Raw genomic sequence first — 1,369 nt, forward strand, 5'->3', positions numbered from 1 at the left:
GGTGCACGGGGGTGAGGGTCTCGCCGACGAGCACGGCGGCGCCGATGGCCACCAGCCACGGGGAGGTGCCCCGGGCCAGGGGGTAGACCTGCCCGAAGTCGCCCAGGCGGTAGGAGAGCATGAGGAAGCCCATGTAGCCCACGTGCAGCAGCGCCGACAGGCCCAGGGCGGGCCAGGAGGCGGGGTCGGGGACCCCGGCGAAGGCGGCGGTGGCCGCCCCGGCGACGGTTCCGGCGGCGCCGATGAGCGCGAAGCCGATGAGGCGGTCGGTGACGGCGTGGGCGATGGCGTTCCAGGCCGCGTGGAGGAGGGCCGCGGCCAGGACGGCGACGAAGGCGGTGCTGGTCATGGGATCGGGGCCACCCTAGCGCCCCGGCATACGATCCCATGATCCGGCCCGAGGGCGGGTGCATCGGCCCCCGATACGCCGGGAGGCGGGGCACCGTCCGGTGCCCCGCCTCCTCTCGACTCTGGCGGCCTCAGGCCTCCACGCGCAGCTCCACGCGCTTGCCGACCTGCGCCTCGACGGCGTATTCGGCCGAGAAGCCCTGGGAGGCCAGGACCTTCACCTTCCAGTCGCCGTCGGCGGCGAAGAAGCGGAAGGTCCCCTCCTCGCCGGTGGCCACCTCGCCCACGAAGTCGCCGTCACCGCTGAGCAGCCGCGCGTAGGCGCCGCTGAGCGGGGCCCCGCCGCGCGTCACCACGCCCTCGATGACCGCCTGGTCCTTCGCCTCGCCGTCGGCGATGGCGACCCCGCCGACCGGGGCGCCGCATCCGTCCGCGCTCACTTGGCCTCCCCCAGCTCCACCGGGACGCCCACCAGGGAGCCGTACTCGGTCCAGGAGCCGTCGTAGTTCTTCACGTTGTCCAGGCCCAGCAGCTCGTGCAGGGCGAACCAGGTGTGCGAGGAGCGCTCGCCGATCCGGCAGTAGGCGATGATGTCGGAGCCCAGGTCCACCCCGGCCTCCGTGTACAGCTCGCGCAGCTCCTCGTCGGACTTGAAGGTGCCGTCCTCGTTGGCGGTCTTGGCCCAGGGGATGTTGCGGGCGGTGGGGATGTGCCCCGGGCGCTGCGAGGTCTCCTGCGGCAGGTGCGCGGGGGCCAGCAGCTTGCCGGTGAACTCGTCGGGCGAGCGCACGTCCACCAGCGCCTTGGTGCCGATGGCCTCGACGACCTCGTCGCGGAACGCGCGGATGGAGGCGTCCTGCTCCGCGGCGGTGTAGTCGGTCGCCGGGCGCTCGGGCACCTCCTCCACCAGCTCGCGGGACTCCAGCTCCCACTTCTTGCGGCCGCCGTCGAGCAGCTTGGTGCTCTGGTGGCCGTAGAGGCGGAAGTACCAGTAGGCGTAGGGGGCGAACCAGTTGTTGTT

2 protein-coding genes and 1 pseudogene are annotated in these 1,369 nt (G+C 72.8%); all 3 read right to left on the bottom strand.

The genetic code is table 11. The features are described from left to right. Positions 1-349: pseudogene (locus tag D476_RS0125895) on the bottom strand (EamA family transporter); the annotation flags it as partial. A gap of 130 nt (positions 350-479) precedes the next feature. Beyond that, complete coding sequence (locus tag D476_RS0125900) at positions 480-788, bottom strand: DUF1416 domain-containing protein (RefSeq protein WP_017626822.1); 309 nt, start codon at positions 786-788, stop codon at positions 480-482. Further along, the coding region (locus tag D476_RS0125905) for a sulfurtransferase (protein WP_017626823.1) at positions 785-1,369 on the bottom strand (585 nt) is incomplete at its 5' end. The genes D476_RS0125905 and D476_RS0125900, both read right to left, overlap by 4 nt.

This window comes from Nocardiopsis chromatogenes YIM 90109 (assembly GCF_000341185.1).
Classification (GTDB): Bacteria; Actinomycetota; Actinomycetes; order Streptosporangiales; family Streptosporangiaceae; genus Nocardiopsis_A; species Nocardiopsis_A chromatogenes.